The sequence below is a fragment of the Vibrio sp. 378 genome, from assembly GCF_033339435.1.
Genome location: NZ_JAWOUO010000304.1, coordinates 1 through 857, shown reverse-complemented (window position 1 = coordinate 857; position 857 = coordinate 1). Strand labels below are relative to the sequence as shown.

1 protein-coding gene is annotated in these 857 nt (G+C 48.9%); it reads right to left on the bottom strand.

The annotated features are described in order from the left end of the window. Positions 1-857 (bottom strand): MATE family efflux transporter (locus tag R7Q48_RS25870; RefSeq protein ID WP_318133037.1); only part of this gene is annotated, 857 nt, incomplete at both ends.

The following is an 857-nucleotide window of genomic DNA, read 5'->3' as shown; positions in this document are numbered from 1 at the left end:
TACGCAACCAAATCGGGCAGCACAAAATCATCACCGCAGGGGCTGCGAGTGGGTAAAGCTCAGGGTTGTCCAAATTCAATGCTGCAATGATCAACTCACGATTAAGAAGCAACAGTGCGCCGATGGAAATACCAAACACAAAGACTGCTTTGATAAAGAATTTTGCCATGTGCTCAGCTTGCTCAAAGGCATCACGCCCCAAGGATTGACCAATCATCACAGAGCACGCCACAGAGATCCCAAAAAAAATCGAGTAACAGAGTGATTCAAATGGGCCGAGCATACTAAATACTGCCAATTCGGTTGTCCCCATGTGGCCAAAAATCATCTGATAAACCATGGTGCCGATTGCCCAAAGTAATGCACCTAGCGTCATTGGCAGCGCAAGACGACGATAAGACAGCCACAACGAAGGGCGTTCAGAGCCTTCTTTTACTTCCAGCAACCAGTGCTTCTGCCAACGCATGTAGGCAATCATGGCGAGTACTTGGAACAAACGAGAAATGGTCGTAGCGAATGCCGCACCAGCGACCCCCATTGCTGGGATGCCAAAGCCGCCTTTGATTAACCAGAAATTCAAACCAATATTAAGGACGATGGTCATTGCACCCATTAATAGCGGAGTGACGGTGTCTCCCGAGGAGCGCATGCTGGCTTCGAGCACGATGACGATATGCGTAAGCAACAGCACCGGAAACGCATACCACAAGTAAGTCGCACCCAACTCAATCACTCGTGTATCGCTGGTTTGTAAACGCATGATGAGTTCGCTACCAAGCGTGATGATCAACGTCACTGGGATAAGCACTTTTAAGCCAAATCGGATGGCGATACCAGTTACGGTTTTGGCACTGACG